General features: G+C 38.4%; 10 protein-coding genes and 1 tRNA gene. 1 reads left to right on the forward strand and 10 read right to left on the reverse strand.

Features of this window, described 5'->3' with window-relative positions; translation table 11 throughout:
- Positions 1 to 5: 5 nt before the first annotated feature.
- The 10 genes from recA to E4O04_RS12450 form a co-directional block, all read right to left on the reverse strand.
- Entirely contained in the window at positions 6 to 1247 is a 1242-nt protein-coding gene (gene recA, locus E4O04_RS12405; protein WP_253686935.1) for a recombinase RecA, read from the reverse strand.
- 411 nt (positions 1248 to 1658) lie between these two features.
- Positions 1659 to 3557, reverse strand: coding sequence for a bifunctional metallophosphatase/5'-nucleotidase (locus E4O04_RS12410; protein ID WP_253708354.1), 1899 nt, complete (start codon positions 3555 to 3557; stop codon positions 1659 to 1661).
- Positions 3558 to 3677: 120 nt separating this feature from the next.
- A complete protein-coding gene (locus E4O04_RS12415; protein ID WP_253708357.1) occupies positions 3678 to 4790 on the reverse strand; it encodes a YibE/F family protein in 1113 nt (370 codons plus the stop codon).
- A gap of 55 nt (positions 4791 to 4845) precedes the next feature.
- A complete protein-coding gene (locus E4O04_RS12420) occupies positions 4846 to 5853 on the reverse strand; it encodes an NADH:flavin oxidoreductase (RefSeq protein ID WP_253708359.1) in 1008 nt (335 codons plus the stop codon).
- Positions 5854 to 5922: 69 nt separating this feature from the next.
- Positions 5923 to 7704 (reverse strand): hypothetical protein, encoded by a 1782-nt coding sequence (locus E4O04_RS12425; RefSeq protein WP_253708361.1) that lies wholly within the window; start codon positions 7702 to 7704, stop codon positions 5923 to 5925.
- Complete coding sequence (locus E4O04_RS12430) at positions 7697 to 8617, reverse strand: hypothetical protein (protein ID WP_253708362.1); 921 nt, start codon at positions 8615 to 8617, stop codon at positions 7697 to 7699. The genes E4O04_RS12425 and E4O04_RS12430 overlap by 8 nt, the downstream gene beginning before the upstream one ends.
- 94 nt (positions 8618 to 8711) lie before the next feature.
- On the reverse strand, positions 8712 to 9053 hold the full coding sequence (locus E4O04_RS12435) for a PUR family DNA/RNA-binding protein (protein WP_253708363.1): 342 nt from the start codon (positions 9051 to 9053) through the stop codon (positions 8712 to 8714).
- Between the two features lie 70 nt (positions 9054 to 9123).
- Positions 9124 to 10977: a phosphoglucomutase gene (locus E4O04_RS12440; RefSeq protein ID WP_253686927.1), complete on the reverse strand. Its 1854-nt coding sequence runs from the start codon at positions 10975 to 10977 to the stop codon at positions 9124 to 9126.
- Positions 10978 to 11010: 33 nt separating this feature from the next.
- Positions 11011 to 11694: an MgtC/SapB family protein gene (locus E4O04_RS12445; protein WP_253686926.1), complete on the reverse strand. Its 684-nt coding sequence runs from the start codon at positions 11692 to 11694 to the stop codon at positions 11011 to 11013.
- Positions 11695 to 11733: 39 nt separating this feature from the next.
- Positions 11734 to 11815: transfer RNA gene (locus E4O04_RS12450), tRNA-Leu, on the reverse strand.
- A gap of 136 nt (positions 11816 to 11951) precedes the next feature.
- Here E4O04_RS12450 and E4O04_RS12455 point away from each other — a divergent pair.
- Positions 11952 to 13154, forward strand: a complete 1203-nt coding sequence (locus E4O04_RS12455; protein WP_371922250.1) for a DDE-type integrase/transposase/recombinase — start codon at positions 11952 to 11954, stop codon at positions 13152 to 13154.
- Positions 13155 to 13354 lie beyond the last annotated feature (200 nt).

The raw sequence follows: 13354 nt of genomic DNA on the forward strand, positions 1-13354 counted from the left end.
AAAACTTAAAAAAGACTGTCGTCTGCAGGAACACCAACTACTTCGGCTTTCTTTGTCTTTGAAGCAGCCGGTTTTTCTTCAAAATCATCATCTTCTTCTTTATTGCCTTTCGGAGAAGCTTCTTTTGAACTATCTTCTTTTTTAAGAGCTTCGACAGCCTTTTCTTGAGCTTCCTTTTGCTCCTTAGTTTTTTCTACAAAGCTTGAAACAAAGGGCCTGCCCGGGAAGAGCTTTTCTCTCAATTCTTTTTCGATTTTTTGAGTTATTTCTATATTATCTTCCAAGAATTTAACGGCATTGGGTCTTCCCTGTCCGATTTTATCGTCTCCGTAAGAATACCATGAGCCGCTCTTTCCGATTATCTCTTGTTTTACGGCAGAATCTAAAAGGCTTCCATAGGGACAAACCCCCTTCCCGAAAAGGATTTCCATTTCGACCTTTCTAAAAGGAGGAGCGACCTTGTTTTTTACAACCTTTACGCGGATCTTATTTCCCCATGCTTCATCTTCTCCCTTACTGAGAGTTTCAATCTTGCGTACATCCAATCGGACGGAGGCGTAAAATTTAAGGGCATTTCCGCCGGTAGTGGTTTCGGGGCTTCCGAACATAACGCCTATCTTCATTCGGATTTGGTTGATAAAGATTATCATACAGTTGGACTTGCCGATAATGGCGGTGAGCTTTCGCAAGGCCTGACTCATCAATCGGGCTTGTAAGCCCATGTGAGAGTCTCCCATTTCTCCGGCGATTTCTGCCTGAGGAGTTAGGGCCGCTACAGAGTCAATTACTATTATATCGACGGCACCTGAGCGGACAAGGCTTTCGGCTATTTCGAGGGCTTGCTCTCCCGTATCAGGCTGAGATACCCAAAGCTCATCAATGTTTACACCCAAGGCCTTAGCATATTGGGGATCGAGGGCATGCTCGGCATCGATAAAAGCAGCTATGCCTCCCTGCTTTTGGGCTTCGGCGACGGCATGAAGAGCTATGGTAGTCTTACCCGAAGATTCGGGGCCGAATATTTCGATAATTCTGCCTCGCGGATACCCGCCGATACCGAGAGCCTCATCCAAAAGAATGCTTCCCGAAGGAATTATCTCTATGTTTCCGATAGCGGAATTATTTCCTAACTTCATCAAGGAACCCTGCCCGAATTGTTTTTCAATTTGAAGACGGGCTGCCTCCAGAGCCTTTAACTTATCGTCCGGACTTGTAACCGCCGGTGTTTCAGTCTTTACTTTTGCCACAATGTTCTCCTATAAAAAATTTTTGAAGCAAATATCAATTTGCGAAAAAAGTTTTTCAAGTAGTTTTGCTTTTGCAAAACTACATACAATAATGCGATGTTTTGTGCAAAGCACAAAACTCGAAGATAAACAGTGAGGCTGAATTTCTGCCGAACTGTTTATCGAATCTCCTATAAAAAATTTTCTCATTCTACTAATATTGTATAAATAAAAAAGATTTTTTCTCCCTTTTAAAAAAAATATAAAAAAGTTTTAATTTTTCTTGATCAAATACAGTTCAAAATTAAGAACTGCTAAAAGATTTGTTTATTATATAGAATTTTTAGGCAAAAAGCAAGAAGTCTTAAGCGTTTTAAGTCAACCAAAAAGCTCCGGCCCTCATAAGACAACCGGAGCTTTAAGCAAGGTAGTTTAATTTAGTTCATAGATATTTATAGATTTTACATTCGGTGTTCTTCCATCCTCCGATTTGGGAATCTTTATCTCACCTGCTCTAATCTTATTTAAGATTTCTTCTCTGCCCTTGACATTGGAATCAAAACCTATAATCTTCCAGTTATTGTTTGTCACAGGTTTAATAACACCCTTTGACACATCCTTAACATATTTTACTATCAAGTCTCTTATACGCCCTGCATCTTGCATCTCCATATAAGAATCATAGTAAACATCTTTATCGCTTATAAGGCCAAGTTTTGTCAAAGTGCCGAAACGGTAGTTATTTACAGCCAATTTATAGGTCTTTTTCGGATCGATGGGCTTTCCTTTTATCCTTGCATTTTTAATCCTTTTTTCAGGTGCTTGAGAAATATCGATATCGTAGGTTATACCTTCAAACATATCGTAATTGTAGCCTCTGATATTGGGATTAAATGAAATTGTCACATCACCTTTTTTGGTAGTATTATAATAAGAAGCAGACCACTCCATGTATTTTAAAAGATTTTCACCGCTTATATTTACCCCCATCAAGGTGTTTGCATACTTATAAATGAAGGCTACATCTTTTTTCTTAAAAAGACCTGATTTCAAATTCATCTCAGACCTGAAGGCCGCGGCAGAAGAAACATCAGCCTTCGTATAATACAGCTGAACGGTATTTATAAGATCTATTAAGGCAGTATCCTCCAACTGGATGGTCGGCATGGTAGTAACCTTATCATCACCGGTAATATAATCGACGCGCTTTATAAAGTCCTCGGTTATATTACCTATTACCGTATTTGCATCACTTAAAGAAGTTTGATGAACAAATTTGAATTCTTCTTCCATCTGCTTATTAGATGGAACTTTTTTTGTTTCCCTATTCTCAGCCTTTACAGAAACAACCGTCCACTTATCCTTTTCTTTTTTGACCTTTACTTCTCCTACAGCCAAGGCCCATCCGTAGGCACCGGGTTCTATTATCCAGGTCTTATCCCCGTTCATACCATCCACTATACTTGCATATTTAGCGTGCTCATGCCCTCCGAAAATTATATCGAATTCCGGGATTTGCTTTGCAATTTCAATAACGCCTCCGTTAGAACCGTATTCGGCATTTCGGCCTAGGTGGAAGGCTCCTACCAAGACATCATACTGCCCCTTTAAAGAATCAACAGTGCGGCGCGCAGCATCCAAGGGTTCTTCAAAGCTTAAGCCCTTAAAGTGAGAAGGTGAAGAAGACTCCCACATCGGAATATGGGGCGGAATGAGTCCCACAACAGCAACCCTTACTCCTTCAATTTCCAATAATTGATAGGGCAGGACAAAAAAGCTCTTATCCTTTTCATTCCTGATATTTGCACTTAAGACTGCCCCATTAAAATTACGGATATTCCGTGCAAGAAATTCCTTTTCAAAATTGAATTCGTGGTTACCCAAAACCCAAATGTCATAGTTCATGTAGTTCATTGCCTGAACCATCGGGTGAGTTTCCAAGTCATTAAAAAGTTCGGCATTATTATCCTGAACGGTATCGCCTACATCAATGAGAACAGTGTTTGGATTTTCCTTTCTTAGCTCTTGGACTAAGGTAAATGTTTTAGAAAAACCGGCACCCGGCACCTCTTCACAAACAGCATACTCAAACGGATAAAGCCTGCCGTGAACATCTCCGGTTACACCGAAGGTGAGGGTTACATTTTCCTTTCCCGCTTCACCCTTCCTAATTACCGCATGAGTTAACTTAACCTCATCCGACTGCTTGCCTGTTGCAAGCATTTCCCTCTTTGATCTTACACTGCTATCTTTTACACGGGTCTCCAAACACGAAGTAAAAGAAAAAATGACAAAGATGGAAATTAAAACACACATCAACCTTTTTTTCATAGCATTCCTCCTACTATAAAATTTTTTTTTCGAGAAGTTTTGCTTTTGCAAAACTACATACAATTATGATAAACATAGAAACTTGCTTTTTAAGCCGGAATGTTTATCATATCCCGCTTCTTATTTACGTGGAAGCATTGCCGCAAAAAATGCCGTACAAGGAACGGAAGTGATTATACCCATGCTGCCTGCAAGCCCTTGTACAATATGTATTACAATTTTGGGGATATTTATAAATTGCCTTAAGCTCATACCATATCCCCATATCATCATTATCAGAGGTAAGGATGTCCCTGCAAAGGCCAAGATAAGAGTATTACTCATAGTTCCGGTTATATCTTTACCTACATTTAAGCCGGATTTAAATAATTTCTTTTTTTCGATTGAAGGATCTATTGTCAATATTTCGTGCATTGAAGAAGAGACGGACATGCTTACATCCATTACGGCCCCAAGAGAGGCTATCAAAATAGAAATAAAAAGAAGACCGTTTAATTTCAGATTATAGTCAGGAGCAATATTCAAAAGCTGTTCTCCGCCTTCCATATTCACACCGGAAAGATTTGCCGTATACGAAACTATTATCGAAATAAGCCCTGCTATGCTTATTCCGCAAATGGTTCCGAGTATTGCCGCATAGGTCTTGCGGGAAAAACCGCTTACCAAAATAAAACTTACGAAGGTTACTACTGAAACAAGTAAAATGGAAATAGGAATAGAAGCAAAGCCTGCAAATAAAGCAGGAACTAAAAGGCTCACAATAACGGTGCAGGTAAAGACCAAACCCAATAAGGACTTAAGACCTTGACGCTTCCCAAGGAAGATTAGGGAAAAAGAAAACCCCAAGGCTAAGATATAAATATGAGTATCCCGTTTTTGATTGTACAACCAAATGCTTTCTTTTTCGTCTTGAGTCCTGATTGTGAATACAGCCTTTAGATCCTTATAGGCCCTTGTATTATGCAGAGCACTTAAAGTATTGTAAGTCTCATAAACCTTATTTTTTTTACTGCCGTCCAGAATTTTTACTGAAATTTTTTGTATTCCGCGATAACGTCCGGCAACTATAGGATCCTCAGTAAGATCTTCTTCTAGGACATCTTGAACCACACCCAAAGCAAATTCTTGAGTAAACATAGGCCTTTGCCCTAAACCGGTCCGAATTTGAGGCATAAAGATAAGCAAAAAAATGGTAATCAAAAATATAACTACCGCAAAAATTCTATCACGCATACTCCAATAAAATTATACTATGAGTATATGCGCCTGTCAATGATGAATAGTTTATTTAGCCTTCCAGTTTTTTCATTGCCTTTTTAGGCCAATCGGAGTCATTTAGAAGAGCCCGGCCTACCCCGATTAGATCGGCTTTTCCTTCAGCCAAAATATTTTCGGCAGCTTCGGGGCTTACGATTCCGCCTGTAAGAATTACAGGCACTTGAACCCTTTCTTTTACGGCCTGAGTTATACGGCTGAACCAGCCTTCTTCTTCAAGCTCAGGATTTGTGTAGCCGCAAAAGCCTCCCGAAATATCGAGTAAATCGACTCCGGCTTCCTTAAAAAGAAGACAGGCCTTAACGGAATCTTCAAGGGAACTGCCTCCCGAAATATAGTCGCAAGCCCCTAAACGGACTGCAATTAAAAAATCAGGGTCTGTTATCTTGCGGATTGATTCTATTATTTCTATATGAAGTCTTGTTCTTCCTTCAATGGAAGAGCCGTTATATTTATCTGTCCGTTTATTCATAATAGGAGAAAAAAACTGGTTTAGCAAATAGCCGTGAGCCGAATGTATTTCGACACCGTCAAAATCTGCTTCTTTTGCACGCCTTGCAGCCTGAGCAAAATCGTTTATAACCTTATCTATATCTTTCTGGGTCATAGCACGAGGCAGCTCATAATCAGATGTTTTACGCGGAATCTTAATAGAACTTGAACTTAAAACATCGTATCCTGTTATTTTAGGTTTTGCAGCAGCACCTGCATGAGAAATCTGAGCTATCACTTTTGCTCCATTTTTGTGCAAAACGGAAACAAGCTCTTTAAAACCTTCAATTGTAGAATCATCCGAAATAGAAAGCTGTCCCGGACTGGCCTTACCTTCAGGACTTACATAAGAGTGTTCAGTTATAACAAGACCTATATAAGCCCCTCCGGTTTTTTCATCGTAATAATCGCAAAGGGTTCGGCTTACAATTCCGCCTTCATCAGCCTTTTCGGAAGCCATAGGAGGCATTACCAATTTTGTGTTAAGCTCGATATTTTTAATTTTAAAACTAGAAAACAATAAAGACATATCAAGGCCTCCATAAAAATCAGTGCTATTTAGTATTCTATCACAGTTTTCAAAGAATTGTAAGGCCCTTTATTCCGAACGCTGATAAAGAAGTGTAATAATCAGAAAAATAAGGCTTATGACAGGCAAACTGAAAACTATGAGAGATACATACCGCGGCGTTAAACAAACAAAAAACGCAATTTGCAGTTTAAAAATATATCTGAAAGTCTCCATTATAATATAAGACAAAAACGGACAAAGAGGCGAAAACAAAAAAAGCCTTTTATTTAATCTTCTACCCGGCAATACTCTAAAGCGCCAAGCCAATATAAGAACAAGCAAAGAGACAATCAATAATAAAAGAGGCTCAATCAAGCGGTATAAAACCTCGCTCAAATAGGCTTCTTTTTTTAGACCATATTTCTCCGATATCAAGCTAAAATAGTACAAATCGGATATCTTCATAGTCGATGGTCCGCTTACAGATTTTTCAATTAAAATAAAATCGGGCATGGTCATTGGAAGTAAAATGTTATGAAGATTTTCTCTTGGAAGTTCTCCGGCCAAAACCTTGGGGTAAACATTTTTTTCTTCAGAATATCTGTCAACCGAACAAATCTGAAGCATTAACCTGTTTTTTCCTTCATTGTCTACAACTTCTACAAGTTTTGCATAAGGAATCATTATAGACCATTTTTCGGCATTGGAGACTCCTAAGCGTGTATATACAACATTCATAAGATATATTTCATTACGCAAAGTTGAGCTTCCATGGGAGATGCCGTGTATTTTTATCTCGGAATATTCATAGGTTTGCTCTGCAAGCGTAAAACGTATATCGCCCCGCATTATAAAGTTAGGAATATTTTTAAGTTCATCGGTAAAAAAGACGTTTTTTTCAAGTTCAAGCCGGGATAGACTTAAAAAACGTTCGACCTCAGGATCTTTTTGGTCAGAATTCGAAGCGCGCATAGATGAATCAATTTGTAAGAATGAATAATAAGCCCTTATATAATCTCCACTTTGTAAAGCTTCATAGGCAGCCTTTTTACTTTTATATAAGGCAATAGAGGGAGCATCCTTATATGAAGCCAAACCTTTTTCAACTTCAGCCCAAGCTCGCACTGCAAGGTTTTCTGCATCAACTCTTAAAGGATCCTCATCCCGAAAAGCTTGAACTGCAAGCTTTGCATAATAGTGAGCTGTATAAAAATCAAATGAAAGAGCAGCACGTTCCGCTCTTTTTAAGGCAGCTTCGGCACTCATGTTGTTTATATTATCTTCTGTCTGAATAGTTTTACCTAAAACGGAGCCGGCCGTATCAATAGAATTTTTTTCTTTAGCAATCTTAATCTTTTCATTCAGCTTCATTGCCTCTTCCGACTGAGGCCATATGTTTAAAGCTCTCCCGATATGATCTCCCGCTTGATTGTAGTCGTTTCTTGTATAAGCTTCTTTTGCCAGCTTATTGTATTCTCTGTATGTGAGAGTTTGAGAAACAGAGCGGGATTGGCTTTCCATCAGGATAGGTTTAACCGCTTCAGCTAAAATAACGTATAAGGATAAAACTGCAAGAGAAAAAATAAAGAAATGCTGAAGAAAGCGGATCATATTGGGCGACCGTCTTTCCATTTTTGCAGGTCCGAATTTTCCAAAAATAATAGGATAAGCAAAGATCAATGCGGATGTATAGATAAAAGGAAAATAAAAAATAAACAATAATATCGATTCACGAATTTTCCATGAAAATAAAAACGCCGGAAGTACGGTTTCTTTTATCGGTAAAAAAAATACATAAGCAAAGGAAGCCGGCAGACCAAGTAAAAAGTGAACAAAAAGGTAAGAAAAAAATCTTGAAATTTTATGCATCAATGTCCCCCTCGCTAAAGTCTCCTAAGGTATCGGGAATGAAGGTCTCGAACTCTTCCTTGATCTTATTTGCTTTCTTAGGCTTAATGGCTTTTGGTCCCTTAACTTTAAGCTTCTTTACTTTAGGTACCTTTACCTTTTGCTTTTTTATTTTTTTCGGCATTTTTTTTGCACGCCTTACAAGGAGCAATATCGTTGTATAAGTATAAAGCACTAAGGCTGAAAGACAAAACAAAATAGGCTGTATCCAAAATTTCGGAATTTCAAAAGGCAGCATATCGTCTATGCTCAGGATAAAATAATCAGTTCTTATATAACTGTAAGCGTATAGGATTAAAATCAGTAAAAAAGGAAGGAGGGTAAAATTAACTATCTTCCATTCCGTTATTGTTGTAAATACCCAAAGAGAAAATATAAGAAAAAAAATCGAACCTGAAAAAATAAGATAAGATATGTAAGAAATTTTATACTGTCCATATATATCATACACAAAGGGGCGAACTATGCTGCCGGCTGCCAGCACAAAGGCAGGCTGCTCTATAAAGGCTTCCATGTGCTTATCATCAATTAATACCTTTTCTTTTGAATTAAAGGCTTGATTTATTTTTTCTCCCTGAGAGTATACAAGCGGAATAATTAAGGCAAAAAACAGAGCAAAAGATATAATCAAGGCTAAAAAAGAAAGGCCGTAGTTTTCTGAATGCCGCATCATAAAAACATAGACTGCAAATATCGAAATAATGCAGGCTATGGGAAGTATCAGATAAAGGCAATGCAAAAAGGCAGAGAAAAATATGCCCGGTACATCTCCATACATCAAAGACTGCCAAATTCCAACCGATAAAGAAAAGGCTAAAACAGCTAAAACAAAATTCGAGATAAAAACTACAGGTACAAGCAGCCAATTTTTCATATAAGATTTATTTTATCACAAAATAGGCGATATAACAAGGTGCAAGTAACTCAAATACAAAATTACAGACAAACTTTCCGTTAACTTAACAGCCTCAGCGGCTCTTCTTTTTTATTACTTTTTTTACCCTTGATTTTTCCCCATCCTTCTTTTCGGCCGGCTTTTTTGCATCGCTAAGCTGCTTTACCTTAGCCTTTGCTTTTTCCTTCCTGTTTTTTTCGATAAATTCTATGCACTTATCCAAGCCCTGCAAAAATGTGCGCATTTCATCTTCAAAAACCACAACAGCATGCCGGTCAAAACCTAACCCCTCGGATGCCTTGCTTTCGACAACCTGTAAAAAAACGTCGCCCTTTGTATTTTCTTTAACATTAAAAAAGTAGGTCCGGTTTTCTGCCGAAACCTGAGTTGTAAAAAGTTCACCTCTAATTCCCATAATAATTCTCCTAAGGCTTATATCTCAAGCCTTTATGTTATCAAATCTCCCATAAAAACTTTTTTGTAGACTATGCACCCAGATCTGCACGCCTTACCATTCCGCCCTGCCATTCAACCAAGTATTTTTCATCTTCAAGAGATAAGCCCTTTATATCGGCCATTATTCTGAATATTGGTTCCGTTCCCGAACCCCTCATCCATATAAATGCTATGGGCTCATCTTTCGAGTTATAAAATTGAATCTTAAGACCGCCCTTACCCGAAACGGAAAAGTCCTTTAAGTCTTGAGTCTGTTTTGTTCCATTATTTGAAAAACTGCGGTACCTTACAATACCGAATTTTTCTTTAAGCTCTTCCTTCTTTTGATTCCATTCTTCTTCAAATATCTTTTGATATCGGTCTTTTAAAATTGCATGATCCTCGGTACGGATTTTTAAAACAGCCCTCTCTTCTCCTGTAGGAGTTGTTGTATATTGAGGCAAGGTCTTTAAAATATCCGTCAATGTAAAATCAGGCTTATATTTATCCATTTGTTTTGACTTCTCACACCAAATATGGAATAAGCCCTTTTTCATAAACTCGGTTTTTATTAAAAGCAGCTTTAAAATTGCAAAAATCGTGTTTATAGGATCCCTTACCTTTGCAGGGTGCGTTATGTTTCCTCCGTTGGAACCCTCGCCCAAAATTCGGACATTGTACTTTTTCTCCCGCAGCTCAGCAGCAAGATTAACAACATTGGCCTCACCTACCTCAGCCCTAAAAACTTTAGCATCAAAATAGGCAGCAACTTCTTCAATCCTCAAAGAAGTGGGCCCATTTACGGCAACTGCCTGCCTTTTATTTCCTCTTCCGGAATAGAAAGAATCAGCCAACTCCGCAATTACTGAAAGAGTAAAAACTTCTTGTGCTTCAAGAGGTACAGCCTTATTAAGCTCCTCATTCCAATAGATAATATTTCCCCTGTCGCCGTCGCAGTCGGGCATATAACCCAAAAAACAGTTTTTATCCAATGGACTTGCATCCGGATCCAAGTGAAGATACTCCATCTTTTTTGCACAAAAACCCAGGTTAGCACCCTCAGGTAATATGCCGTGCAAAATATTTCCGGGTTCTTCGTTTATACCGATTAATGCTATTTCGTTATCCCTAAAAAACCGTCTGTCGATGGATGCAGCTCTTGCACTTCCGTTAAAATCGGCCACTATAGAAAAAAGATGACCTTCGTTTTTCGAAGCAGTAACCGCTTTTTTTAGCTTATCAAAAAATTTGTTTTGTATTTTGGGGTCAGCCGAATTTGTAATTACCGCCTTGGAATAATTATAATAAGCCTCCAAGGCTTCTTTTTTTACATAGACAGTCTGCATTCTTATATCTTGTAATTTTTTCAAATTATAATCATGCAGGAATTTTAAAGCTTCATCTTCGGCATTATCTGCTTTAAGACGCTCTTTAAACATGTTGATTAAGGTCTTTGCTTGATCTCCGTCAAGAACTCCCCCGGAGTCCAAGCCGAATTTAAGACCGTTATGTCCTATCGGATTATGGCTTGCAGAAATATAAGCAAAGGCGGCACCTATGGTTCTTGAATAGGCCATGATTTCCGGAGCTGCCGTACAGCCTACAACTTTTAAATTATAAGAAGTTGAAATAAGAGTTTTAATAAACACATCTTCAATAGCAGCACCTGTAGGACGGCTGTCCCGGCCAATTACTATCGTCTTTATTTTAGGAAAATTTATCCTTAAAAATTCTGCAAAGGCCAAGGCTGCATGGGATATTAATATTGAGTCCGCATATTTTATGTCAGGATTTCTATCTTCTTCTTTTCCTGAGTCGGCAAAAACCTTCCTCCATCCTGAAGCAGATAATATCATTTTTGATAATTCATTATTTATACTTATGCTGTTGTTTGTGTCTCTCAATTACAAATACCTCGTGTTTTACCTAAAAATTTTTTAAGTTATTTTTTCTCTCAATACAATCGTATCAACTTCTTCGATTTCTTGAAAATCTCTGGTCATCTTAGAAATATTCAGTTTCTTAGGAACATTTATAAAAAGAACAACCTTGGAATGTTCTTTAGACGATTTTGATGAGCGGACATTTGTAGATACAATGGATGCGGAGTATTCCGATAAAACATTGATTATCTCCGTCATGGGAGGTTTATTTCCGTGAAAATATATTTCCAATAATTTATTTTGCCTTGCAGGGAAAATTTTAAGTTCAAGCCTGTTCACCAGCGAGAGGGTCAGAAGGGATATAACCGTCATCACTATTCCGGCCGTATATAGTCCGCTTCCTATAGCCAAGCCTATACCTGCAATTACCCATATTGAAGCCGCTGTTGTGAGCCCCTTTACATTGGCTCCTATCTTTAAAATAGCACCGGCCCCCAAAAAACCCATGCCAGAAACAACTTGCGCTGCTATTCGGGCCGTATCGCCCTTACCGCTGACTTGAGGAAGCCAGATGGATATTATCATCATACCGCAGGCACCTACACAGATCAAAATATGAGTACGTAAACCGGCTACCTGCCTCTTCCCTGAGCGCTCCATACCTATACAACAACCGAGTAAAAAGCTTAAAAGCAAACGAATTATAATGATTTTGTCTGTTAAAACTCCGGCATCCATAAAACATCCTTGCAAAGGTCATTGTAGGTTTTGAAGTTTTGCCCTGAGGGGGACTTGAACCCCCATGCCGTGAAGCACTAGTACCTGAAACTAGCGTGTCTACCAATTCCACCATCGGGGCAAACAACGCTCTATTATAGCATAAATTAGGATAGCGTGTCAATTATGCGCATTGCCTCACGTTAAATCTAACCGAAAAAAAAGCTGTTCATCACGTAAAAATCTAACTTAAAATAGAAGCCCTAAGGAAGGGCAAAATGAGGTTAGATATGAAAATGAGAAAGAAGCTGACTGAGGAAATAGTGAAACGGTACTGCACTGCGTGCAAGAAACAAAAGACGAAAATCCTCGATGAGTTTGTCGCAACAACCAAATACAACCGAAAGTATGCAATTCACATTCTGAAAAACAGTGCATACATAAAAATAACGCATTTTAACAACGTCGCCAAAAAGAGTGTGAATGTTATTAAAAAGACACGAAAAAAGCGAACCTATGAAAAATACTACGGTCAAGACGTACAAGAGCAAGTCATCCGGCTATGGATTTTTTCGATGTACCTATGTTCAAAACGGCTCGTGCCTTTTATACGTGATAATATCGATTACTTTGCTCAAAAGTTCGGTTATGATGAACAACTTAAAGCAAAACTTGCTCGCATATCAAGCGCAACGGTCGGTAGGATTCTCAAGCCTGAAATTCCAAAACATTCTATCCGAGGTATTTCAACAACACGGCCTTCAAAGAATCTTAATAAGCTCATTCCAATCCGCACCTTTTTCGACTGGGATGAACGCAAACCGGGCTTTTTTGAGGTTGACACTGTCGCAAACTGTGGTATAAGTACTAAAGGACAGTATATTTGCACACTTACCCTTACTGATGTTCATTCAGGTTGGACGGAAAATAGAGCCCTTTTAAACAAAGCTCACCGATGGGTAAAAGAAGCGATAGAGGATGTGAAAATAAACTTACCGTTTCAGATGAAAGGTATTGATAGCGACAACGGAAGCGAGTTTAAGAATATGCAGCTTTTGCAATGGTGCAACACGAATAATGTTATCTTTACTCGAAGCCGATCGTATAAAAAGAATGATAATTGTTTTGTTGAACAGAAAAATGACAGTGTGGTAAGACGCATTGTCGGCTACTATCGATTTGAGGGAGAGGAGACACGAAGCGTTATGGCTGACCTTTATGAGCAATATAACATGCTTGTAAACTTCTTTTTTCCTTCAATGAAGATTATTTCAAAGCACAGGGTAGACGCAAAGGTCATAAAGAAATATGATGAAGCTAAGACACCGTATCGTAGGCTTATGGAGAGTTCTGATATAAGCGATGCTGAAAAAGATGAACTGCGACGTAGGAAGGACAGACTAGATTTACAACAGCTGATTGATAAAACACAAGAGCTACAGAGCAAACTTATTTCAATGGCTCACAGCTGGTCTACATAACTACGGTTAGATTTTTACTTGAGTAACGCATATCATTTGGGTTAGATTTTTACATGAGGAAATACGTTATGTTGGAAACTGCGTGTGAATAAACCGCAAGGGACGCAAAGGCCGCGAAGGAATTTTTAATAATAAATATTTTTATCCGGAAATTTTAGTATTTTTTTCAAATAAATCCTACAAATATAATGAGGAGGGTA

Source organism: Treponema sp. OMZ 799 (genome assembly GCF_024181365.1).
Taxonomy (GTDB): Bacteria; Spirochaetota; Spirochaetia; order Treponematales; family Treponemataceae; genus Treponema_B.